The following is a 20,620-nucleotide window of genomic DNA, read 5'->3' as shown; positions in this document are numbered from 1 at the left end:
GATTGCGCTTTCTAACTTTTTTCAGGCAGCATCAGACCGCTGCCGGCGATTCGCCGCAAACTTCCATGGACCCTGAGGCCTGCTTATGCGAATCATCAAAGCAACCCTGGAACATCTGGACCTGCTTGCCCCGCTGTTCGTCCGCTACCGCGAGTTCTACGGACAACTGCCCTACCCCGATTCCTCGCGCAAATTTCTGAAAAAGCGCCTGGAGCGCGGCGAATCGGTGATCTACCTGGCCCTGCCGGACGATGACGACAACAAGCTCATGGGCTTCTGCCAGCTCTACCCCAGTTTCTCGTCGCTGTCGCTCAAACGCGTGTGGATCCTCAACGACATCTTCGTCGCCGAAGACTCCCGGCGCATGCTGGTGGCCGACCACCTGATGCGTGAAGCCAAGAAAATGGCCAAGGAAACCAACGCCGTGCGACTGCGGGTGTCCACCAGTAGCGACAACGAAGTGGCAATGAAAACCTACGAGTCCATCGGCTTTCGTGAAGACCACGAATTCAAGAACTACATCCTGCCGATCAACACCGACTGATGTGCCCCCGACGGCAGGCCCCGTGCCTGCCGTGCGTCTCCTCGGAAATCCGCCGCTACAAACTGCGCAGGCACAATTCCATTGTCGCCGTATAATGCGCCCCCTCATTATGTGTGAAACTTTACCTATCTCAGGGTAAGCGCCTTGACGCTTTCGCCCTCCCCGTCATTGCCAGCCCGTTGCCCGGGTCAAGAACACAGGTGCTGTAGATGGATTTCAACCCGCTGGACCTTATTCTGCATCTCGATGCCTACCTGGACTTGCTGGTCAACAACTATGGCCCGTGGATCTACGCGATCCTGTTCCTGGTGATCTTCTGCGAGACCGGTCTGGTGGTCATGCCGTTCCTGCCGGGCGATTCCCTGTTGTTCATTGCCGGCGCCGTGGCCGCCGGTGGCGGCATGGACCCGGTACTGCTGGCCGGCCTGTTGATGGCGGCGGCGATCATGGGGGACAGCACCAACTACGTGATTGGCCGAACCGCGGGTGAACGGTTGTTCCGCAACCCCAATTCGAAGATCTTCCGCCGCGACTACCTGCAGCAGACCCACGACTTCTACGAGCGTCATGGCGGCAAGACCGTGACCCTGGCGCGTTTCCTGCCGATCCTGCGCACCTTTGCACCGTTCGTCGCCGGTATCGCGAAAATGGATTACCCGCGTTTTCTCGGTTTCAGCGTCGCCGGCACCGTGCTCTGGGTCGGTGGCCTGGTCACCCTCGGTTACTTCTTCGGCAACGTGCCGTTCATCAAGCAGAACCTGTCGCTGATGATCGTCGCGATCATCTTGCTGTCGCTGGTGCCGATGATCGTCGGCGTGGTGCGCAGCCGCATGCACCGCCCGGCCAAGGTGCAGTAAGCCCTGGCCATGTGGTCCCTGAGCGCCTGGCGCCGTCGCCGCACCCTGGCCCGTCACCCCGTTGACGCGCAACGCTGGCAGCGGGTTCGCGACCGCCTGCCGATGCTCGACGGCATCAGTACCGACGAGGACCGCTGGCTGCGCGAAGCCTGTGTGCTGTTCCTCGACGACAAGCACCTGAGCGCCCTGCCCGGCGTCGAGCTGGATGGCGAACAACGGCTGTTTCTGGCGGCCCAGGCCCAGTTGCCGCTGATGCACCTGGGTGAGCTGAACTGGTACCAGGGTTTCCACGAGATCATCCTTTACCCCGACGACTTCCTCAGCCCGCAACGCCATCGCGATGCCAGTGGCGTGGAACACGAGTGGGATGCCGAGCACAGCGGAGAAGCCTGGCAACAGGGGCCGGTGATCCTGGCCTGGCCCGGTGTGCTGGCCAGCGGTGGCTGGGAAGGCTACAACCTGGTCATCCACGAACTGGCGCACAAGCTCGACATGCTCAACGGCGACGCCAACGGCCTGCCGCCGCTGCACAGCGACATGCGCGTCAGCGACTGGGCCCAGGCCATGCAACAGGCCTACGACGACCTCAACCGCCAGCTCGACCGCAACCCGGACGCCGAGACCGCCATCGACCCCTACGCCGCGGAAAACCCGGCGGAGTTCTTTGCCGTCACCAGCGAATACTTCTTCAGCGCCCCGGACCTGCTCAATGACGCCTACCCCGCGGTATACCGGCAATTGCGCGATTTCTACCGCCAGGATCCACTGGCGCGCCTGCAGCATCTGCAGCACAACCACCCACATTACCGGCAAGCGCAGGACTGACGCAGCCGGACATCCGGGCACCCGTGGCAAGCACTGCGGAATGTGCCTATAATCGCGACCAATTTTTGGCCAAACATGGGGGCAATGCCCAATGAGCTACAGCAAGATTCCGGCTGGCAAAGACCTGCCGAACGACATCTACGTCGCCATCGAGATTCCAGCCAACCACGCGCCGATCAAGTACGAGATCGACAAGGACAGCGACTGCCTGTTCGTTGACCGCTTCATGGCCACCCCGATGTTCTACCCAGCCAACTACGGCTACATCCCGAACACCCTGGCCGACGACGGTGATCCGCTGGACGTGCTGGTCGTTACCCCGTACCCGGTTGCTCCAGGCTCGGTGATCCGCGCCCGTCCAGTCGGCATCCTGAACATGACCGACGACGGTGGCGGCGACGCCAAAGTCGTTGCCGTACCGCACGACAAACTGTCGCAGCTGTACGTCGACGTCAAGGAATACACCGACCTGCCAGCCCTGCTGATCCAGCAGATCGAGCACTTCTTCGAGAACTACAAGGATCTTGAGAAAGGCAAGTGGGTCAAGATCGAAGGCTGGGAAGGCGCTGACGCCGCCCGCGCCGCGATCACCAAGTCGGTTGCTGCCTACAAAGGCTAAGCAAGACGCCCGACAAAAAGCCCCGCCCCGGCGGGGCTTTTTTATTGCCTGTCGGAACGGGCTTGCCCCACGATCGCGCATTCAGCGCGAGACAAGCCTTCTCCTACGAATTCCTAAGGCAAAATCTGTAAATCAGCCGCCATCTCCCGCTAAAACTGAACACCCCGTTTATATCCCCGCCCCGGCAAGCCCACTAAACTCGGGCACATGAATACCTCCGGTGATCGTCTAAAAGCACTCCTGCAGGAGTGCGACCTGTCCCCTTCCGATTTTGCCGCCCAGCGCAAGATCACGCCGCAGCACGTCAACAACTGGTTCAAGCGTGGCGTACCGCTGGCGCGCCTCGACGAAATCGCCGAGCTGCTGTGTGTGCGCAGCAAATGGCTGCGCAGTGGCGAAGGCCCCAAACACCCCAACCCCTTGCCCCGCCTGAACGCCCCGACACGCCAACCCGGCACAGACCTGGCTGAGCCAAGCCTGCTCGCGGCCCACGGCGCCGACGACATCCAGTTGCCGTTCTTCAGCATCCAGTCCAGGCAACTGATGCCCATTGCCGATCGCTACCTGCGCTTGCCTATACGCGCCCTTGATGCGCTGGGCGTCGACCCCGGCCAGGCCTTGTGCCTGAGCATGCCGGCGGGCAACATGAGCCCCCTGCTGCCGCGCGGCACCACCCTAGCGATCGACTGCGGCCTGACCCAGGTGATCGAAGGCGAGCTCTATGCCCTGCTGCATAACGGCCGCCTACGGGTCCACAGCCTCTCTCAACAGGCCAATGGCGCCTTGCGTTTACACAGCCACGCCAACGACGAACACCCCACCGAAACCTACAGCCCGGCCCAGCTCAAGAACCAGAAGCTGAGCGTGCTCGGCTGGGTGTTCTGGTGGGGACATTTGCGCGACAGCCGCCCGGCTTGAGCTCACGAAGGTAATTTTTGCTGGGCATGGCGCGTGATACCCAGTATGCTACGCCGCACATTTCGCCCCGGCTGCCCAAGCACGCCAGCGGGCCTGGCGAGGCTAAACACAGCCTGTCCGCCACCTCCCGGCCCGAGTGCCGGAGCAACGATTTTAAGGCGGTTGCGGCTTACCATAAATTAGCCAAGGCCGTCCCCAGGAAGCCGGCCACAAGCCGGCTTTTTAATGCCCGCGATTTGAGACCTGTCGGCTCTCAGCCCTTCACACACACCACCTGCCGCAACGTATGCACCACCTCCACCAGCTCCCGCTGCGCCTGCATCACTGCGTCAATGTCCTTGTAGGCCATGGGAATCTCGTCGATCACGTCCTTGTCCTTGCGACATTCCACATGGGCGGTGGCGCGGCGCTGGTCTTCGACGGTGAACTGCTTTTTCGCCCGGGTCCGGCTCATGGTGCGCCCGGCGCCATGGCTGCAGGAGCAGAAGGACTCCTCGTTGCCCAGCCCGCGGACGATGAAGCTCTTCGCCCCCATGGAGCCGGGGATGATCCCCAACTGGCCCTTCTGCGCCGACACCGCGCCCTTGCGGGTCACCAGGATGTCGTGGCCGAAGTGGCGCTCACGCTGTACGTAGTTGTGGTGACAGTTCACCGCCTCGAGGTCGGCCTCGAACGGACGACCGAGCACCTGCCGGGCGGCGGCAATCACCGCGTGCATCATCAACGCACGGTTCTGCCGGGCATAATCCTGGGCCCATTCGACGGCTTCGACATAATCGGCAAAGTGCCGGCTGCCTTCTTCGAAATAGGCCAGGTCCTTGTCCGGCAGGTTGGCGATGTGTTGGCGCATATCGGCCTGGGCCAGTTCGATGAACAGGTTGCCGATGGCATTGCCCACCCCTCGTGAACCGCTATGGAGCATGAACCAGACGCGGTCGGCCTCATCCAGGCAGACTTCGATGAAATGGTTGCCGCCGCCCAGGGTGCCCAGGTGATGACGGTTGTTGGTTTTTTCCAACTTCGGGTATTTGTCGGTGATGGCCTTGAAGCGCACGGCCAGGTCCTGCCAGGCACGATCGGCCAGCGCCGGCACCTTGTCCCAGGCGCCCTGGTCATGACGACCGAAGGTCTTGCCATGGGGCACTGCCTGTTCGATGGCGCAGCGCAGGCGGTGCAGGTTGTCGGGCAGGTCGCGGGCCAGGAGCGAGGTACGGGCGGCGATCATGCCGCAGCCGATATCCACACCCACTGCCGCCGGAATGATCGCGCCGAGGGTAGGAATCACACTGCCGATGGTCGAACCCTTGCCCAGGTGAACATCCGGCATCACCGCCAGGTGCTTGAAGATGAACGGCATCTTCGCCGTGTTCAGCAACTGCTGGCGCGCCTCGTCTTCCACCGGCACCCCTTGGGTCCAGAGTTTGATCGGTTTGCCGCCCGCCACTTCCAGCACGTTCATGTCTTACCTCAGGGTGTAACACCCGGACACATCTTCTGTTCGACAAATTTTACAGTACAACAGACAGCGTCTAAGGTGTATTTCAGAGGACCGAATCGCGGCGGGCCAAACACCCGTCGGCACATGCTGAGCAGGTGCCCCAGGGCATCTGGATTTGCCTCTTTACGAGAGCGGAGGACGACTCCTATGGGGCCCCGCAAGCCAACCCGGAGTCGTCCCCGTTTCTCCTTTTCCTACTTTGGCTAGACGCCTTTGCACATCAATTACCCCGATTTCAGTGCGCGCCATCGATCACTGCGTGCTTATTGATGCGCAGGGGTGCGACGAAAGATCCTCCCCGCCGATTTGCTCCCCCCGCCCTGCTCTGCTAGTGTCGCGCCGTTTATACCGCCACCGAGACAGCCGCCATGGCCCGAAAAAAAACCTCCATTGATTTCGAGCAATCCCTCGCCGACCTGCAGACCCTGGTCGAGCGCCTGGAGAACGGTGAGCTGTCGCTGGAAGACTCGCTGGCCGCTTTCGAGCAAGGCATCAGCCTGACCCGCGACTGCCAGAGCGCCCTGGCCCAGGCGGAGCAGAAGGTCCAGGTCCTGCTCGAGCGTGACGGTGAACTGGCCGCCGAGCCCTTCGATGCGGACCAGGCACAATGATCGCCCGGTATCAGGCCAACTGCCAGGCCCGGGTCGATGCGGCCCTCGAGCAGTTGTTCGTCCCGCCTTCGCAGGAGTTGACCCGCCTCTACGCCGCCATGCGCTACAGCGTGATGAACGGTGGCAAGCGCGTGCGGCCGCTATTGGCCTATGCTGCCTGCGAGGCGCTCGGCGCTGCTCCCGAGCAGGCCAATGGCGCGGCTTGCGCCGTCGAACTGATCCACGCCTATTCGCTGGTGCATGACGACCTGCCGGCCATGGACGATGACGACCTGCGTCGCGGCCAGCCGACCACCCACAAAGCCTTCGACGAAGCCTGCGCAATCCTCGCCGGCGACGGCTTGCAGAGCCTGGCCTTCAGCGCACTGCTCGACCCGCAACTGAGCCCGCAGGCCGACAGCATCCGCCTGGCCATGGTCCAGACCCTGGCCCAGGCAGCGGGGCCGGCCGGCATGGTCGGTGGCCAGGCCATCGACCTCGGCTCGGTGGGCAAGAAGCTCGACCAGGCGGCGCTGGAATTCATGCACCGGCACAAGACCGGCGCCCTGATCGAAGCCAGCGTCAGGCTCGGCGCCCTGGCCAGCGCCCGCGCCAGCCAGCAGCAGCTTGAAGCCCTGCAGACCTACGCCCGAGCCATTGGCTTGGCCTTCCAGGTGCAAGACGACATTCTCGACGTCGAAAGCGATACCGAAACCCTGGGCAAGCGCCAGGGCGCGGACATTGCCCGCGACAAACCGACCTACCCGGCCCTGCTCGGACTGGACGCCGCCAAGGCTTATGCGCTGGAGCTGCGCGACCAGGCGCTGCAGGCCTTGCAGGCCTTTGGCGAGGCGGCCGAGCCGCTGCGCGAGTTGGCCCGTTATATCGTCGAACGGCGCAATTAAGCGTCGGTAGCATCGCGGGACAAGCCCGCTTCTACAGCGGTGGCGCCACAGCGCCACCTCAATGGGCAGCCAATACCGCAATAAGGTAAACTGCCGCCACTTCACACCTATAACGATTCGCCTGATGCCCACGACGTTTCAAGAGATCCCCCGCGAACGCCCGGTCACGCCGCTGCTTGACCGTGCCGATACGCCCGCCGGCCTGCGCCGGCTGGCTGAAGCCGACCTGGAGAACCTGGCCGACGAACTGCGCCAGGAACTGCTCTACACCGTTGGTCAGACCGGCGGGCATTTCGGTGCCGGCCTGGGCGTCATCGAGCTGACGATTGCCCTGCACTACGTCTTCGATACTCCGGACGACCGTCTGGTGTGGGACGTCGGTCACCAGGCCTATCCGCACAAGATCCTCACCGGTCGCCGCCAGCGCATGCACACCCTGCGCCAGAAGGACGGCCTGGCCGCCTTCCCGCGCCGCGCCGAGAGCGAGTACGACACCTTCGGCGTCGGTCACTCCAGCACCTCGATCAGTGCGGCCCTGGGCATGGCCATCGCCGCCCGCTTGCAGAACGATCCGCGCAAGTCCATCGCCGTGATCGGCGACGGCGCGCTGACCGCCGGCATGGCCTTCGAGGCGTTGAACCACGCCCAGGAAGTCGATGCCGACATGCTGGTGATCCTCAACGACAACGACATGTCGATTTCGCGCAATGTCGGCGGCCTGTCCAACTACCTGGCCAAGATCCTCTCCAGCCGCACCTACTCGAGCATGCGCGAGGGCAGCAAGAAGGTCCTCTCGCGCCTGCCCGGCGCCTGGGAAATCGCCCGCCGTACCGAAGAGTACGCCAAGGGCATGCTGGTACCCGGCACCCTGTTCGAAGAGCTGGGCTGGAACTACATCGGCCCGATCGACGGCCACGACCTGCCGACCCTGGTGACCACCCTGCGCAACATGCGTGACCTCAAGGGCCCGCAGTTCCTGCACGTGGTGACCAAGAAGGGCAAGGGCTTCGCCCCGGCCGAAGTCGACCCGATCGGCTACCACGCGATCACCAAGCTCGAGCCCGTCGACGCACCGGCTGCCGCGCCGAAAAAGGCCGGCGGACCGAAGTACTCGGCCGTGTTCGGCCAGTGGCTGTGCGACATGGCTGCGGCTGACGAGCGCCTGGTCGGCATCACCCCGGCCATGAAGGAAGGCTCCGACCTGGTGGCCTTCAGCGAACGCTACCCCGAGCGCTACTTCGACGTGGCCATCGCCGAGCAACACGCGGTGACCCTGGCCGCCGGCATGGCCTGCGAAGGCAGCAAGCCGGTGGTGGCGATCTACTCGACCTTCCTGCAGCGCGCCTACGATCAACTGATCCATGACGTTGCGGTACAGAACCTCGACGTTCTCTTCGCCATCGACCGCGCTGGCCTGGTCGGCGAAGACGGCCCGACCCACGCAGGCAGCTTCGACCTGTCGTTCCTGCGCTGCATCCCCGGCATGCTGGTGATGACCCCGAGCGACGAGAACGAGTTGCGCAAGATGCTCAGCACCGGTCACCTGTACAACGGCCCGGCGGCCGTGCGCTACCCGCGCGGCAGCGGCCCGAACGCGACCATCGAGAACAACCTCGAACCGCTGGAGATCGGCAAGGGCGTGATCCGTCGCCAGGGCAGCAAGGTCGCCCTGCTGGTGTTCGGCGTGCAGCTGAGCGAAGCCCTGAAGGTTGCCGAAAGCCTCGATGCCACGGTGGTCGACATGCGCTTCGTCAAACCACTGGACGAAGCGCTGGTACGCGAGCTGACCGCCAGCCATGAGCTGCTGGTGACCGTCGAAGAAAACGCCATCATGGGCGGTGCCGGTGCAGCGGTCAGCGAGTTCCTCGCCCGCGAAGCCGTGCTCAAGCCGGTCCTGCACCTGGGCTTGCCGGACATCTACGTCGAGCACGCCAAGCCTGCGCAAATGCTGGCCGAGTGCGGCCTGGATGCTGCCGGGATCGAAGCCTCTGTGCGTCAGCGCATGCAACTGCTCGGTCTTTAAGGCCTTATCGCGGGGCAAGCCCGCTCCTACAGCCCCGTAGGAGCGGGCTTGCCCCGCGATCGTATTGAAACTGTCTATGAAACTCTTGCGTCTCTCCCCGCTTCTGCTGTGCCTGCCCACCCTCCTGCTGGCCGATGACCGCGACAACGCCCTGAAGCTGCCCAACACCCTGGTCAGCGCCAACCGCCAGGTCGAGGACCGCACCCAGACCAGTGCGGCCAATACCGTGTTCACCCGTGCCGACATCGACCGGCTGCAGCCTTCCAGCGTCACCGACCTGCTGACCCGCGTCCCCGGCGTACAGGTCGCGCCGACTGGTGGACGCGGCAGCGTGCCGGGCATCTACATCCGTGGCAGCAAGACCGCCCAGAGCCTGGTGCTGGTGGACGGTGTGCGCATCGCCAATGCCACCTCCGGTGACAGCGGCCTGCAGTTTCTGAACATCGACCAGATCGAACGGGTCGAAGTGCTGCGCGGTTCGCGCTCGGCCGTCTATGGCAGCGACGCCATTGGCGGGGTCATCCAGATTTTTACCCGGCGCAGCGCCGAGCAGGGCCTGCAACCCCGCCTGCGCCTGGCCGCCGGCAGCAACCGGACCTGGCAGCGCAGCCTCGGGCTTTCCGGGGGCGATCAGAACACCCGCTTCAACCTTGGCGCGAGCCTGGATGAAAGTGCCGGCATCGACTGGAGCCACACCTCCTGGCCCAGCGACGGCGACCATGACGCGCAGCGCAACAAATCGGTAAACCTGAGCCTGAGCCATAGCTTCAACGACACTGTCGAAGCCGGCCTCAACCTGCTCGACAGCCGTGGCCGCAGCGAATACGACAACCCCTACGGGCGTTTCGACCTCGACACCTTCCAGAGCTTCGGCCAGGCACCCTACACCGACTATACCGTCAGCAGCCTGGGCACCTACCTGGGCGCCCAGCTCAACGACTACTGGTATTCACGACTGGAGCTGGGCCATAGCGAAAACCGCGACAGCAAGCGCGACAAGCTCAGCGACGACAGCAGCGACTTCAACACCTACCGCGACTCGGCCAGCTGGCAGAACGACCTGACCGTCAACGACCAGCACAGCCTGATGCTCGGCGCCGACTGGTACCAGGACCGCGTGCACGGCAGCACGGACTTCGACGAGGACAGCCGCTGGAACCGTGCCGCCTTTGTCCAGCACCGCTTCAAGGGTGAGTGGTTTTCCACCGAAATAGGCCTGCGCCGCGACCAGAACCAGCAGTTCGGCGGCCAGAACAGCTGGAGCGGCAGCCTGACCCTGCCGGTTGATGCGCGCAACGACCTGTTGTTGTCCTACACCGAGGGTTTCCGCGCCCCGACCTTCAACGACCTGTACTACCCCCAGTACAGCAACCCGGACCTCAAGCCCGAACGCTCGAAGAGCTACGAGTTGCAGTGGCGCAGCCAGCTGAGCGAAAACAGCCGCCTGGAAACCTCGATCTATCGCACCGACCTGCGCGACGCGATCATCTTCGGTGCAGACTCCATCCCGCAGAATGTCGCTTCGGCCCGAATCAACGGCTTCGAAGCGGCGCTGCATCAACAGTGGTTCGGCTGGCAGAGCAACCTGGGACTGGCGCTGATCGATCCTCGCGATCGCGACAGTGGCCACACCCTGGCCCGTCGTGCGCGACGCACCTTGAGCCTGGATCTGGACCGCCAGTTCGACCGGCTGGGCCTGGGAGCCAGCTGGCAGGCGGTCGGTAGCAGCTACGACGATGAAGCCAACCGCAAGCAAATAGGGGGTTACGGCCTGCTCGGGCTACGTAGCAGCTGGACGCTGAACCCGGAAGTCACCCTGGACCTGAAGGTGGATAACCTGCTGGACAAGGATTACTCCCGCGCGCTCTACAGCTTTGAAGGGAGCAGCTACGGTTACCGCGAAGAAGGCCGGACCTGGCTGCTCGGCGTCACCTGGACACCGGCGCTTTAGCCTCAAGCAACCGGCACAGGCGCGCAGTCGCCTCGATCATCTGGCCACTGGGCCGCTCCAGGCCTTTATCCGGCACCCGCAACAAGCGCCCGTTGCGTACGGCGTCGACCTGCGGCCAGGCCTTCCAGGCGTCGAGCTGACGCTGGTCGCTGGCCAGGATCACCTGCGGGTTGCGCAGCAGCACCGCCTCCAGGCTGATCTGTGGCGCGGGCAGCTTGAGGTCGGCAAACACATTGCGGGCGCCACACACGGCCAGGGCATCGCTGACGATCTGGCCACCGCCGACGGTGTACAGCGGCGTGTCCCAGACCTGATAGAACACCTGCAAAGGCGGCTCGCGATGATAGTGCGTGCGCAGCGCCTGCACCTGCTGGCGCAGCTGCTGTGCATGGGCGCGCCCCTGTTCGGCCCGGCCCAGTCGCACGCCGATCGCCTCGATCTGCTCGATCAACTCATCGATGCCGTGGGGTTCGGCCGTGTAGGTCGTAATACCCAGGCGCTTGAGCTGGTCGCGCTGGGCAGCCGGCACGCTGCCCGGCCACAGCAGCAGTAGATCGGGCTTGAGACTGAGCAAGCGCTCCATGTCGATCTGGCCGTAGCGGCCCACCGAAGGCACAGTGGCCAGGACGGGCGGACGATCACCGCCATCGAGCATGCCCACCAGCAGATCAGCGGCCTGCAGCTCGACGACGATTTCCGTCAATGAAGGCGCCAGGCTGACCACCCGTGGCGCGGCACACAGCGGCATGCCGAGCGCCAGCAACACCAGCAGCAGGAGGCTGCGCATCAACCCAGCTGACGCGGGATACGGTAGAGGTAGAGCAACACCAGGCTGGAAATGACCAGCAGGATCTGCGGCACGGCTTCCAGGCCAACGAACACCGACAGCGCCGAGATCCAGGCCGGCAGGCAGGCGAACAGCATCCCCAGGCGCCGCACCCGGGCCAGTTCAATCCAGGCGGCAGGCTCTTGCGCGCTGTCCAGGGCCTTCTGCGTGGCGATCAGCTCGCGCTTGTAGGCGCCGAAACGCGGCAGGCTGAGGAACATCGATGCCACACCGGCAATGAACACCGGCATGGCCAGGATCGGGATCAGCGCCTGGCCGGCGCCGAATGCCCAGGCCAATACCGGCAACGGCGCCAGCGCCACGGCCAGGTACTGCCACCAGGCCAGCTCCAGCCGGCGACGAACCTGGGCCCGGGTCACGCCCGACCGGCCTCGCCCTGGTGCTCGTTGCCCATCATGTGCCCGAGCTTGCCGGCCTTGGTCGCCAGGTAGTGTTTGTTGTGCGGGTTATGACCGGTGTGCAACGGCACACGCTCGGCCACCGGAATCCCCATGCCGGTCAGCGCCTTGACCTTGCGCGGGTTGTTGGTCATCAGTCGCAGCGACTTGACGCCCAGGTGCTCGAGCATCGGCTGGCACATGCCATAGTCACGCTGGTCGGCAGCAAAGCCCAGGCGCTCGTTGGCCTCGACGGTATCGGCGCCGCCGTCCTGCAGCTCGTAGGCACGGATCTTGTTCAACAGGCCGATGCCACGGCCTTCCTGGCGCAGGTAGAGCAGCACGCCACGGCCTTCGCGGGCGATGGCCTGCAGGGCGGCTTCCAGTTGGGAACCACAGTCGCAACGCTGGCTGAACAAGGCATCGCCAGTCAGGCATTCGGAATGCAGGCGCCCCAGTACCGGTTGCCCATCGGCCACATCACCCAGGCTGAGCACGACGTGCTCGCGGCCGGTGGCTTCGTCGAGAAAACCATGCATGGTGAAAGTCGCAAACGGGGTAGGCAGCTTGGAAGCGGCAACAAAGACGACGGGCACGTTGTGCTCCTGATCAGTAACTTGAAAATTGACGTGGGGCGATTGTATCAGCAGCGCCGCGGCGCTGCTTAGGCTGAATTGTTGAGCAAACAGATCGACAGGTTCGATATCACCTAGCGCGAGGTGCTCGCCTCGTCGAACGGGTAAGGTTGCTCCCAACGCTTGAAGATCTCGCGCAACTCGCCACTGGCCACCAGCTTGCCCATGCGCTGGTCGAACAACACCTGCAGCGCATGGCCTTCGCGGGTGCGGGCAAACGCCAGGTACAGCGGCAGTTCGATCAGGTGCGTGCGACGGAAGGCCTGCGGTTTGGCGGCCTGATCGAGCACATAATCGACCTCGGTCAGGGCGTCTATGTAGAGGTCGACCCGGTCATGCTCAAGCATCGGCAGGATGCCTTCGCGGCGCTGGATCTCGCGGAAGTGGCCGACGTTGGGTAAATAGTCATTGAAGTCGTAGCCCCGCACCCAGGCCAGGCGAAACTGTCCCAGGTTTTCCAGGGTTGGCACCGGCTGGCTGGCCAGGCCCAGGGCATAGATATGGTCGAGGTCGAAATGCCAGTGCGGATAGAGGTTTTCCGCATTTTCCTCTTTGTAGGAACCGACCCAGGCATCGGCTTCGCCGCGTTTGACCAGGCCGATCGCACGGCTGTAGGGCACGCTCTGGATCCTGACCTTGACCCCGGCCGGCTCGAACACCTTGCGCAGCACGTCCCAGGCCAGGCCACTGCCATCGGCGTTGGTGTAGTCAAGCCACTCCTCGCTGGCCAGCCGGATCTGTGCAGGGGTCGCCGGCGGCGGCTCCGCCGCCCGTACTGCACCTACCACCAGGGCCAATACCAAGAGTCCGAGTCGCCATCCAGTCATCGTCCTACTCCCTTAGGTAAAACTCCATACCAGAACCTGCATGCCCAACCAGGCGAACACACCCGCCAGCACGTCGTCGAGCATGATCCCGACACCGCCATGCACATGCCGGTCAACCCAGCGGATCGGCCAGGGCTTGAGAATATCGAAGAAGCGGAACATCAGGAAACCCGCCAAGAGCCAATGCCAGCCTTCAGGCACCAGCCACAGGGTGATCCACATGCCGACCATCTCGTCCCAGACGATGCCTTCATGGTCATGCACACGCAAGTCATCGGCTACTTTGCCACACAGCCAGAAGCCGAACAGCATGGTCAGGCCGAGCATCAGCCAGTAGCCCCAGTCGGGCAACATCTGCCACAAAGGGATGAACGGCAAGGCTACCAGCGAGCCCCAGGTTCCCGGCGCCTTGGGCAAGGTCCCGGAGCCGAAGCCGAAGGCGAGAAAATGCCAAGGATTACGCCAGACCGACGGCGGAACGTTCTCCGCAGGCACCTGGTTGGGGTGATCGGTCACGGTTGCTCCCTAAAATGTTGATAGCCCCGGGTGACCGGGGTGATGTCCCTGCCCTGGCCATCCACCAGGCTGACGCCAGTGCCGCTGGCCACCCGGCCGATCACATGGACCGGCCAACCAGCCGCCTGCAGCGGCGCAAGCTGCGCCTCGGGCAGGGTGAATGCCAGGACATAATCGTCACCGCCCGCCAGGGCGGCTTGCCGGGCACCCTCACGCCCAAGCAAAGCCTGCAGCGCGTCCGATACCGGCAGCCGCTCCAGCTCAACCTGCAGGGCCACCTGCGAGGCCTTGGCGATATGCCCGCAATCGGCCAGCAGGCCGTCGGAAATATCCAGCGCCGAAGTGGCCTTGCCGCGCAGGGCCTGTCCCAGGGCGAACTGTGGCGAAGGTGACCAGTAATGGGCCAGCAAGGGCTCGGCGACAGCAGGCTCCGCCTGACGTTCGGCCAGCACCAGCGGCAAGGCGCCGGCGGCATTGCCCAGCTCTGCGCCAACACACAGCAGGTCTCCGGCACGGGCACCGCTGCGGGTCAGCGCCAAACCTTGGGGCACCCGACCGAACACGGTCATGGTCAGGCTCAAGGGGCCGCGGGTAGTGTCGCCACCGATCAGGCTCAAGCGGCAGGCCTGGGCCATCTGGTTCAGGCCACGGGCATAGGCTTGCAGCCAGTCGGCCTGTACATCCGGCAAGGTCAGGGCAAGGGTAAAGCCGATAGGGGTAGCCCCCATGGCAGCCAGGTCACTGGCAGCAACGGCCAGCGAACGCTGACCGAGCAGAAAAGGATCGCAGACGGCCGGGAAATGCACCCCGGCCACCAGCGTGTCGGTGGAGATCGCCAGCTGCTCGCCGGCCGCCACGCTGAGCAAGGCGCAATCGTCGCCAATGCCCAGCGCAACCCCTTCACCGCCCTGCGCACAAGGCGCGGCGGCGAAGTAATGGCGAATCAGTTCGAACTCACCCATCGGCAGGAAGCGCCAGGATCAGCGCTTGAATGCCTTGACTTCGGCTTCACGAAGCCGTGGTGCCAGCTTGTCGAGCACGCCGTTGACGAACTTGTGACCATCGGTGGCACCGAAGATCTTGGCCAGTTCGACGCCTTCGTTGATCACCACGCGGTACGGCACGTCGACGCGCTTGATGAACTCCCAGGTAGACAGGCGCAGGACCGCCAGCTCAACCGGATCGAGTTCTTCAAGGGCCAGGTCCAGGCATGGCGCCAGGGCCTTGTCGATTTCCTGCACCATCGCCGGAACGCCGTGCAGGATTTCGCGGAAGTAGGCACCGTCAACATCGGTGAAATCGTTATCGACCCGGAACTGCGCTTCGATCTCGTTCAGCGACTGCCGAGCCATGTGCCATTGGTAGAGGGCCTGGGTCGCGAGCTGACGGGCTTCGCGACGCTTGGCGCTCTTCGATGGCTTGCCAGCATCCGCAGGTTTTGGATCGCGCGGGTTGAAACGATCGTGCTCGTCGCTAATCACTTGGCCTCCAACTGCGCCAGCAGGCTGACCATTTCCAGGGCGGACAGGGCCGCTTCGGCGCCTTTGTTGCCGGCCTTGGTGCCGGAGCGCTCGATGGCCTGTTCGATCGAATCGACAGTCAGGACACCGAATGCAACCGGTACGCCGAACTCCATGGACACCTGGGCCAGGCCCTTGGTGCATTCGCCCGCCACGTATTCGAAGTGCGGGGTACCGCCACGGATCACTGCGCCCAGGGCGATGATCGCGGCATATTCGCTTTGCTGGGCGACTTTCTGTGCCACCAGCGGAATCTCGAATGCACCCGGGGCACGGATAATGGTGATGTCGCTTTCGCTGACACCGTGGCGAACCAGGGCGTCAACGGCACCGCTCACCAGGCTTTCGACGACGAAGCTGTTGAAGCGGCCAACCACCAAAGCATAGCGACCTTTGGGGGCGATGAAGGTACCTTCGATGGTCTTCAGGGTCATTCCGGAGTTCTCATCTTAAAGAGCCAGGCCGCAAAACGGCGGCCTGTAGGGGTTTGGGACACGAATGGCAGCGCGACAAACCGCCTGCTTTATTCGGAGGGCACGTATTCTACAACTTCCAGATCGAATCCGGATATCGCATTGAACTTCATTGGCGAACTCATCAGGCGCATTTTGCGTACGCCCAGGTCGCGCAATATCTGCGAACCGGCACCGACGGTGCTGTAGGTGGTCGGGGTCTTGGCCGGCGAAGCGTCGGCACTTTCGCGGATATGCGCCAGCAGCACGTCGCCTTCCAGCGGGTGACCGAGCAGCAGCACGACACCGCTGCCGGCCTCGGCAACCGCGCTCATGGCGGCGCGCAGGCTCCAGCGGCCCGGTTGCTTGACCATCAGCAGGTCGCGTAGCGGGTCCATGTTGTGCACCCGCACCAGGGTCGGTTCTTCGGCGCAGATGGTGCCCAGGGTCAGTGCCATGTGCACGTCGCCTTCGACCGAGTCACGGTAGGTGACCAGGTTGAAATGCCCCAGCTCGCTGTCCAGCGGCTGCTCGGAAACCCGCTGAACGGTACGTTCGTGGATCATCCGGTAGTGGATCAGGTCGGCGATGGTACCGATCTTGATGTTGTGCTCGGCAGCGAAGGCTTCCAGTTCCGGGCGACGGGACATGGTGCCGTCGTCGTTCATCACCTCGCAGATCACCCCGCTCGGCTCGAAACCGGCCATGCGCGCCAGGTCGCAGGCCGCTTCGGTGTGGCCGGCACGGGCCAGGGTGCCGCCTGGCTGGGCCATCAGCGGGAAGATGTGGCCAGGGCTGACGATGTCTTCAGCCTTGGCGTCGCGGGCGGCAGCGGCCTGGACAGTGCGGGCACGGTCCGCGGCGGAGATGCCGGTGGTGACGCCTTCGGCCGCTTCGATCGAGACGGTGAACTTGGTGCCGAAGCCCGAGCCGTTGCGCGGTGCCATCAGCGGCAGCTTGAGCGTTTCGCAACGCTCGCGCGACATCGGCATGCAGATCAGGCCACGGGCGTGCTTGGCCATGAAGTTGATGTGTTCGGCCTTGCAGCACTCGGCGGCCATGATCAGGTCGCCTTCGTTCTCGCGGTCTTCGTCATCCATCAGGATGACCATTTTGCCCTGGCGGATGTCTTCTACCAGTTCTTCGATGCTGTTGAGCGCCACGCGGCACCCCCTTTCAAATCAGGATTTCAGGTAGCCGTTGGCGGCCAGGAAACTTTCAGTGATGCCGCTGCCTTTGTTCGGCTCGGCGGCCTTGTCACCCAGCAGCAGACGCTCCAGGTAACGGGCCAACAGGTCGACCTCAAGGTTCACCCGACGACCGGGACGGTAGTCGGCCATGATGGTTTCGGCCAGTGTATGCGGAACGATGGTCAGCTCGAACTCGGCGCCATCGACCAGGTTCACCGTCAGGCTGGTGCCGTCGACGGTGATCGAGCCCTTGTGGGCAATGTACTTGGCCAGCTCCTTGGGTGCACGGATGCGGAACTGGATGGCGCGGGCGTTATCGTTGCGCGAGACCACTTCGCCGACACCGTCGACATGGCCGCTGACCAGGTGGCCGCCCAGGCGGGTGGTCGGGGTCAGGGCCTTTTCCAGGTTGACCCGGCTGCCGCTCTTGAGGTCGTCGAAGGCGGTGCACTCCAGGGTTTCGCGGCTGACGTCGGCCCAGAAGCCATCGCCAGGCAGCTCGACCGCGGTCAGGCACACACCATTGACGGCGATGCTGTCGCCGAGCTTGACGTCGCCCAGGTCCAGCTTGCCGGTTTCGACATACACCCGCACGTCGCCACTTTTGGGGGTCAGGGTACGGATGCTGCCTATGGATTCGATGATGCCGGTGAACATGAGTCCTCCTCGAGAACGGGGCTGCGCGTGGCTAGCCTGGAATTATACGCCGGGCGCCGGTACAGGGATCGCAGTGACTCGCCAGTCATCGCCTACCGCACGCATTTCAGTGATTTTCAGCTGTGCCGCCTCGCTCATGTGCTCCAGTGGCCAGTCCAGCAAAGGCCGGGCAGTGGAACCGAGGAACTTGGCAGCGACAAAGATCTGGTATTCGTCGATCAGGCCGTGCCTGGCAAAGGCGCCGACCAGGCCGGCACCGGCTTCGAGCAGCACTTCGCTGGCGCCACGGGCCGCCAGTTCGCGCAGCAGTGCCTGCAGGTCGACCCGACCGCCCTCGCCCGGCAGGCTCAGCAACTCGTGGCCGGCCTCGGCGTAGCGGCTGTCGACGGCGCCAGCGGTGACCACCAGTGCGGGCCCTGCAGCGAAGAACGGCGCATCCAGCGGCAGGCGCAGGCGCCCATCGATCAGCACGCGCAAGGGCGGACGCGCCAGGGCCAGGGCCGTGGTCTGCGGGTCGAGGCCCAGTTCTTCGGCGCGCACGGTCATCCGTGCATTGTCGGCCAGCACGCTCTGGGCACTGGTCAACACCACGCTGGAGCGGGCCCGCAAGCGCTGCACGGCGCTACGTGCGGCAGGACCTGTGATCCACTGGCTTTCGCCGCTGGCCATGGCGGTGCGGCCATCCAGGCTCATCGCCAGCTTGGCGCGAACGAACGGCAGGCCGAACTCCATGCGCTTCAGAAAGCCCGGGTTGAGCGCCCGCGCTTCGACTTCCAGCACCCCGCTGGCAACCTCGATACCGGCATCGGCCAGGCGCTTGAGGCCCTGCCCCGCCACTTGCGGGTTGGGGTCCTGCATGGCCGCGACCACACGCGCCACGCCGGCCTTGACCAGCGCCTCGGCACAGGGCGGTGTGCGCCCGTGGTGGCTGCAGGGTTCAAGGGTGACGTAGGCACAGGCTCCGCGGGCCAGCTCACCGGCCTGACGCAGGGCATGCACTTCGGCATGGGGCTCGCCGGCACGCACGTGCCAGCCTTCGCCGACCACCTGGCCATCGCGGACGATCACACAGCCGACGCGCGGGTTCGGGTGGGTCGAATACAGGCCCTTGCGGGCCAGTTCCAGGGCCCGGGCCATGTAATGGGCATCGAGTACCGCGCGTTCGCTGGACATGTTCACTCTTTAGCCGGCTCACGGGCCAGGCGATCGATTTCTTCACGGAACTCGTCGAGGTCCTGGAAGCGCCGGTAGACCGAGGCAAAACGGATATAGGCCACTTCATCGAGCTTCTGCAGCTCGGTCATGACCATCTCGCCGACGACCAGCGACTTGACCTCGCGCTCGCCGGTGGCCCGCAACTTGTGCTTGATGTGCGCCAGCGCCGCTTCCAGGCGCTCGACACTCACCGGGCGTTTTTCCAGGGCGCGCTGCATGCCGGCGCGCAGCTTCTCTTCATCGAAGGGCTGGCGACTGCCGTCCTGCTTGATCAGCCGGGGCAGGACCAGCTCGGCGGTTTCGAAGGTGGTAAAGCGTTCACCGCACGCGACGCATTCGCGCCGACGGCGCACTTGCTCGCCCTCGGCAACCAGTCGCGAGTCGATGACCTTGGTGTCGTTGGCACCGCAGAAGGGACAGTGCATGGTGGCAGGCAACAAAAAAAGGGAGGGCCATGGTAGCGCATCCCACTGGCAAGACAAGCCAAAGGGTTTACCATCCACAGTGGAAAAATGCCGCGAAGGAATTCCCCATGCCATTTCGAGCGCTTGTTGTGCTCAGTTTTGCCGCCTTGCTGGTGGCCTGCAGCAGCGACAAACCCCAGCCTGCACCGGCCCCCAAAGCCCCGGTGGCGAGCAAGACCGCCAAGGACCTGGGTCCATTGCCGGCCTACCAACGCGAATTGAGCGGCACCCTGCTCAACATTCCGGCCGGCGCCGAAGTCGAACTGGCTTTGCTGGTCATCGATGACCGTGGCCGCCCGCAACGCCTGCTGGCCAGCAGCACCCTGAGCGGCAACGGCCTGGACCTGCCTTACCAGTTGCGCTTCAGCCCCGAGGCCTTCCCGGCCGGCGCCAGGGTCGAGTTGCGCGGGCGTGCCAGCCGGTCCGGCCAGTTGATCCTGCATTTATCGCCAATACGCATCACCCAGGCACAGAGCCAGGCCACCGGCCCGCTGCGTTTTGAAAAGGCGCCATGATGGCGCCAGCACCCCTGCAACAGGCGCTGGGCGAACTGCTGGGTGATGCCCGGCTGGTGGTCAGCGAGCTGCCCGAGTGCGCACTCAAGCTGTGGCTGATCGATGCGCAGAACATGGACCGCGAGTTCACGCCCGATGAAACCCGGCGCATCCTTCACGAGCCACCGTACTGGAGTTTCTGCTGGGCCAGCGGCCTGGCCATGGCCCGCTACCTGGACGAACATCGCCACTGGGTCGAAGGCAAGCGCGTGCTGGATTTTGGCGCAGGTTCCGGCATCGCCGGGATCGCCGCCGCCCGCGCCGGTGCCCTCGAAGTGGTGGCCTGCGACCTCGATCCCCTGGCTCTGCAGGCTTGTCAGGCCAACGCCGAGCTCAATGGCGTGGAGCTGAGCTACTCCAGCGACTTTTTCCAGGAGGCCGACCGTTTCGACCTGATCCTGGTGGCCGACGTGCTGTACGACCGGGCCAACCTGCCGCTGCTCGATGAATTTCTCAGTCGTGGCCGCCAGGCCCTGGTGGCGGACTCGCGGGTGCGCGACTTCAGCCACCCGCTGTACCAGCCCCTGGGCGTGCTTGACGCCCTGACCCTGCCGGACCTGGCCGAGCCCCACGAATTCCGCCGGGTCAGCCTGTACCACGCCAGCCGCCAGCCTTTATAGTGATGCCATTCACGGA

At 64.2% G+C, this 20,620-nt stretch carries 24 protein-coding genes; 11 read left to right on the top strand and 13 right to left on the bottom strand.

Features of this window, described 5'->3' with window-relative positions; translation table 11 throughout:
- Nucleotides 1-85 precede the first annotated feature (85 nt).
- The 5 genes from ACIQUS_RS16995 (at nucleotide 86) to ACIQUS_RS16975 (ending at nucleotide 3,763) form a co-directional block, all read left to right on the top strand.
- The gene (locus tag ACIQUS_RS16995; protein WP_403048612.1) at nucleotides 86-544 is read left to right on the top strand and encodes a GNAT family N-acetyltransferase; all 459 of its coding nucleotides are present in this window, start codon (nucleotides 86-88) and stop codon (nucleotides 542-544) included.
- A 209-nt stretch (nucleotides 545-753) separates the two neighbouring features.
- Nucleotides 754-1,401 (top strand): DedA family protein, encoded by a 648-nt coding sequence (locus ACIQUS_RS16990; protein ID WP_403048609.1) that lies wholly within the window; start codon nucleotides 754-756, stop codon nucleotides 1,399-1,401.
- Between the two features lie 9 nt (nucleotides 1,402-1,410).
- A complete protein-coding gene (locus tag ACIQUS_RS16985; protein WP_403048606.1) occupies nucleotides 1,411-2,226 on the top strand; it encodes a zinc-dependent peptidase in 816 nt (271 codons plus the stop codon).
- A 91-nt stretch (nucleotides 2,227-2,317) separates the two neighbouring features.
- Nucleotides 2,318-2,845 (top strand): inorganic diphosphatase, encoded by a 528-nt coding sequence (gene ppa, locus ACIQUS_RS16980; RefSeq protein WP_133210484.1) that lies wholly within the window; start codon nucleotides 2,318-2,320, stop codon nucleotides 2,843-2,845.
- 207 nt (nucleotides 2,846-3,052) lie between these two features.
- Nucleotides 3,053-3,763: a helix-turn-helix transcriptional regulator gene (locus ACIQUS_RS16975; RefSeq protein ID WP_403048601.1), complete on the top strand. Its 711-nt coding sequence runs from the start codon at nucleotides 3,053-3,055 to the stop codon at nucleotides 3,761-3,763.
- Between the two features lie 253 nt (nucleotides 3,764-4,016).
- On the opposite strand, the gene ACIQUS_RS16970 is transcribed toward ACIQUS_RS16975, so the two are convergent.
- Nucleotides 4,017-5,222, bottom strand: a complete 1,206-nt coding sequence (locus ACIQUS_RS16970) for an RtcB family protein (protein WP_403048598.1) — start codon at nucleotides 5,220-5,222, stop codon at nucleotides 4,017-4,019.
- Between the two features lie 407 nt (nucleotides 5,223-5,629).
- On the opposite strand from ACIQUS_RS16970, the gene ACIQUS_RS16965 reads away from it, so the two are divergent.
- The 4 genes from ACIQUS_RS16965 (at nucleotide 5,630) to ACIQUS_RS16950 (ending at nucleotide 10,730) form a co-directional block, all read left to right on the top strand.
- Nucleotides 5,630-5,872 (top strand): exodeoxyribonuclease VII small subunit, encoded by a 243-nt coding sequence (locus tag ACIQUS_RS16965; protein ID WP_285861861.1) that lies wholly within the window; start codon nucleotides 5,630-5,632, stop codon nucleotides 5,870-5,872.
- Nucleotides 5,869-6,756 carry a (2E,6E)-farnesyl diphosphate synthase gene (gene ispA / locus ACIQUS_RS16960; protein ID WP_403048594.1) on the top strand — a complete coding sequence of 296 codons (888 nt, stop codon included), beginning with the start codon at nucleotides 5,869-5,871 and terminating at the stop codon, nucleotides 6,754-6,756. Before ACIQUS_RS16965 ends, ispA begins: the two co-directional genes overlap by 4 nt.
- 124 nt (nucleotides 6,757-6,880) lie before the next feature.
- A complete protein-coding gene (gene dxs, locus ACIQUS_RS16955) occupies nucleotides 6,881-8,779 on the top strand; it encodes a 1-deoxy-D-xylulose-5-phosphate synthase (protein WP_403048591.1) in 1,899 nt (632 codons plus the stop codon).
- Between the two features lie 76 nt (nucleotides 8,780-8,855).
- Nucleotides 8,856-10,730, top strand: a complete 1,875-nt coding sequence (locus ACIQUS_RS16950) for a TonB-dependent receptor domain-containing protein (protein ID WP_403048588.1) — start codon at nucleotides 8,856-8,858, stop codon at nucleotides 10,728-10,730.
- Here the strand turns inward: ACIQUS_RS16950 and ACIQUS_RS16945 are convergent.
- From ACIQUS_RS16945 to nrdR, 12 genes are all read right to left on the bottom strand, one after another.
- Nucleotides 10,708-11,517 (bottom strand): cobalamin-binding protein, encoded by an 810-nt coding sequence (locus ACIQUS_RS16945; RefSeq protein WP_403048585.1) that lies wholly within the window; start codon nucleotides 11,515-11,517, stop codon nucleotides 10,708-10,710. The two genes, ACIQUS_RS16950 and ACIQUS_RS16945, sit on opposite strands and share 23 nt — an antisense overlap.
- Nucleotides 11,517-11,936: an MFS transporter gene (locus ACIQUS_RS16940; protein WP_403048582.1), complete on the bottom strand. Its 420-nt coding sequence runs from the start codon at nucleotides 11,934-11,936 to the stop codon at nucleotides 11,517-11,519. Before ACIQUS_RS16940 ends, ACIQUS_RS16945 begins: the two co-directional genes overlap by 1 nt.
- The gene (gene ribA / locus ACIQUS_RS16935) at nucleotides 11,933-12,550 is read right to left on the bottom strand and encodes a GTP cyclohydrolase II (RefSeq protein ID WP_010222848.1); all 618 of its coding nucleotides are present in this window, start codon (nucleotides 12,548-12,550) and stop codon (nucleotides 11,933-11,935) included. Before ribA ends, ACIQUS_RS16940 begins: the two co-directional genes overlap by 4 nt.
- 113 nt (nucleotides 12,551-12,663) lie before the next feature.
- Nucleotides 12,664-13,416, bottom strand: coding sequence for a substrate-binding periplasmic protein (locus ACIQUS_RS16930; protein WP_403048578.1), 753 nt, complete (start codon nucleotides 13,414-13,416; stop codon nucleotides 12,664-12,666).
- Nucleotides 13,417-13,428: 12 nt separating this feature from the next.
- Nucleotides 13,429-13,932, bottom strand: coding sequence for a phosphatidylglycerophosphatase A (locus ACIQUS_RS16925; protein ID WP_285861853.1), 504 nt, complete (start codon nucleotides 13,930-13,932; stop codon nucleotides 13,429-13,431).
- Nucleotides 13,929-14,894 carry a thiamine-phosphate kinase gene (thiL, locus tag ACIQUS_RS16920; RefSeq protein ID WP_403048574.1) on the bottom strand — a complete coding sequence of 322 codons (966 nt, stop codon included), beginning with the start codon at nucleotides 14,892-14,894 and terminating at the stop codon, nucleotides 13,929-13,931. The genes ACIQUS_RS16925 and thiL overlap by 4 nt, the downstream gene beginning before the upstream one ends.
- Nucleotides 14,895-14,912: 18 nt before the next feature.
- A complete protein-coding gene (gene nusB, locus ACIQUS_RS16915; protein ID WP_403048571.1) occupies nucleotides 14,913-15,413 on the bottom strand; it encodes a transcription antitermination factor NusB in 501 nt (166 codons plus the stop codon).
- Nucleotides 15,410-15,886: a 6,7-dimethyl-8-ribityllumazine synthase gene (gene ribE / locus ACIQUS_RS16910; RefSeq protein WP_028944446.1), complete on the bottom strand. Its 477-nt coding sequence runs from the start codon at nucleotides 15,884-15,886 to the stop codon at nucleotides 15,410-15,412. Before ribE ends, nusB begins: the two co-directional genes overlap by 4 nt.
- A gap of 89 nt (nucleotides 15,887-15,975) precedes the next feature.
- A complete protein-coding gene (ribBA, locus tag ACIQUS_RS16905; RefSeq protein WP_403048568.1) occupies nucleotides 15,976-17,067 on the bottom strand; it encodes a bifunctional 3,4-dihydroxy-2-butanone-4-phosphate synthase/GTP cyclohydrolase II in 1,092 nt (363 codons plus the stop codon).
- 18 nt (nucleotides 17,068-17,085) lie between these two features.
- The gene (locus tag ACIQUS_RS16900; RefSeq protein WP_403048566.1) at nucleotides 17,086-17,751 is read right to left on the bottom strand and encodes a riboflavin synthase; all 666 of its coding nucleotides are present in this window, start codon (nucleotides 17,749-17,751) and stop codon (nucleotides 17,086-17,088) included.
- 42 nt (nucleotides 17,752-17,793) lie between these two features.
- Nucleotides 17,794-18,924 (bottom strand): bifunctional diaminohydroxyphosphoribosylaminopyrimidine deaminase/5-amino-6-(5-phosphoribosylamino)uracil reductase RibD, encoded by a 1,131-nt coding sequence (ribD, locus tag ACIQUS_RS16895; protein WP_403048564.1) that lies wholly within the window; start codon nucleotides 18,922-18,924, stop codon nucleotides 17,794-17,796.
- A 2-nt stretch (nucleotides 18,925-18,926) separates the two neighbouring features.
- The gene (nrdR, locus tag ACIQUS_RS16890) at nucleotides 18,927-19,391 is read right to left on the bottom strand and encodes a transcriptional regulator NrdR (protein WP_026144921.1); all 465 of its coding nucleotides are present in this window, start codon (nucleotides 19,389-19,391) and stop codon (nucleotides 18,927-18,929) included.
- A 107-nt stretch (nucleotides 19,392-19,498) separates the two neighbouring features.
- Here nrdR and ACIQUS_RS16885 point away from each other — a divergent pair, with 107 nt between their 5' ends.
- On the top strand, nucleotides 19,499-19,945 hold the full coding sequence (locus tag ACIQUS_RS16885) for a hypothetical protein (protein WP_403048561.1): 447 nt from the start codon (nucleotides 19,499-19,501) through the stop codon (nucleotides 19,943-19,945).
- Nucleotides 19,945-20,604, top strand: a complete 660-nt coding sequence (locus ACIQUS_RS16880; protein WP_403048559.1) for a class I SAM-dependent methyltransferase — start codon at nucleotides 19,945-19,947, stop codon at nucleotides 20,602-20,604. The genes ACIQUS_RS16885 and ACIQUS_RS16880 overlap by 1 nt, the downstream gene beginning before the upstream one ends.
- The last annotated feature ends 16 nt before the right edge of the window (nucleotides 20,605-20,620 follow it).

This window comes from Pseudomonas sp. NPDC090755 (assembly GCF_044769005.1).
Taxonomy (GTDB): domain Bacteria; phylum Pseudomonadota; class Gammaproteobacteria; order Pseudomonadales; family Pseudomonadaceae; genus Aquipseudomonas.
Note: the sequence above shows the minus strand (reverse complement) of the source record. Positions and strands in the feature narration are given on the sequence as shown.

Bases quoted from the DNA above. Each gene is read 5' to 3' on its own strand.
- nrdR (WP_026144921.1), bottom strand. From the start codon at position 19,391: ATGCACTGTCCCTTCTGCGGTGCCAACGACACCAAGGTCATCGACTCG.
- ACIQUS_RS16990 (WP_403048609.1), top strand. From the start codon at position 754: ATGGATTTCAACCCGCTGGACCTTATTCTGCATCTCGATGCCTACCTG.
- ribE (WP_028944446.1), bottom strand. From the start codon at position 15,886: ATGACCCTGAAGACCATCGAAGGTACCTTCATCGCCCCCAAAGGTCGC.
- ispA (WP_403048594.1), top strand. From the start codon at position 5,869: ATGATCGCCCGGTATCAGGCCAACTGCCAGGCCCGGGTCGATGCGGCC.
- ACIQUS_RS16995 (WP_403048612.1), top strand. From the start codon at position 86: ATGCGAATCATCAAAGCAACCCTGGAACATCTGGACCTGCTTGCCCCG.
- ACIQUS_RS16885 (WP_403048561.1), top strand. From the start codon at position 19,499: ATGCCATTTCGAGCGCTTGTTGTGCTCAGTTTTGCCGCCTTGCTGGTG.
- ACIQUS_RS16965 (WP_285861861.1), top strand. From the start codon at position 5,630: ATGGCCCGAAAAAAAACCTCCATTGATTTCGAGCAATCCCTCGCCGAC.
- thiL (WP_403048574.1), bottom strand. From the start codon at position 14,894: ATGGGTGAGTTCGAACTGATTCGCCATTACTTCGCCGCCGCGCCTTGT.
- ACIQUS_RS16985 (WP_403048606.1), top strand. From the start codon at position 1,411: ATGTGGTCCCTGAGCGCCTGGCGCCGTCGCCGCACCCTGGCCCGTCAC.
- ACIQUS_RS16880 (WP_403048559.1), top strand. From the start codon at position 19,945: ATGGCGCCAGCACCCCTGCAACAGGCGCTGGGCGAACTGCTGGGTGAT.
- ACIQUS_RS16900 (WP_403048566.1), bottom strand. From the start codon at position 17,751: ATGTTCACCGGCATCATCGAATCCATAGGCAGCATCCGTACCCTGACC.
- ribD (WP_403048564.1), bottom strand. From the start codon at position 18,924: ATGTCCAGCGAACGCGCGGTACTCGATGCCCATTACATGGCCCGGGCC.
- ACIQUS_RS16970 (WP_403048598.1), bottom strand. From the start codon at position 5,222: ATGAACGTGCTGGAAGTGGCGGGCGGCAAACCGATCAAACTCTGGACC.
- ACIQUS_RS16950 (WP_403048588.1), top strand. From the start codon at position 8,856: ATGAAACTCTTGCGTCTCTCCCCGCTTCTGCTGTGCCTGCCCACCCTC.
- ACIQUS_RS16930 (WP_403048578.1), bottom strand. From the start codon at position 13,416: ATGACTGGATGGCGACTCGGACTCTTGGTATTGGCCCTGGTGGTAGGT.
- ACIQUS_RS16945 (WP_403048585.1), bottom strand. From the start codon at position 11,517: ATGCGCAGCCTCCTGCTGCTGGTGTTGCTGGCGCTCGGCATGCCGCTG.
- dxs (WP_403048591.1), top strand. From the start codon at position 6,881: ATGCCCACGACGTTTCAAGAGATCCCCCGCGAACGCCCGGTCACGCCG.
- ppa (WP_133210484.1), top strand. From the start codon at position 2,318: ATGAGCTACAGCAAGATTCCGGCTGGCAAAGACCTGCCGAACGACATC.
- ACIQUS_RS16975 (WP_403048601.1), top strand. From the start codon at position 3,053: ATGAATACCTCCGGTGATCGTCTAAAAGCACTCCTGCAGGAGTGCGAC.